This window comes from Enterococcus sp. GPZ-007 (assembly GCF_059374735.1).
This window is the reverse complement of record NZ_JCAFYN010000147.1, coordinates 1-203: the sequence shown is the minus strand read 5'-3', so window position 1 is coordinate 203 and position 203 is coordinate 1. Positions and strand designations below refer to the sequence as shown.

At 42.9% G+C, this 203-nt stretch carries 1 pseudogene; it reads right to left on the bottom strand.

From position 1 onward, the window contains the following. Positions 1 to 203, bottom strand: a pseudogene (locus AC4J95_RS21320) (ISL3 family transposase); the annotation flags it as partial.

Here is a 203-nt window from a genome sequence, read left to right as displayed (position 1 = left end):
ATGCGCGCTATCAGCGACATGGAAAGGGGTTCGCTCAACAACTCGAGAACGGCTTGTTTGACTCTGCGAGCAATGGAACATCGACGATCACTGACCGAATCTTCCGCTAAGAAAGTTTTTCCACAATGTTTACACTTAAAGCGTTGTTTGTTTATTCGCAGAATAGTCTTGTAGTTACTGACGTCATTTAATAAGATAGAGAC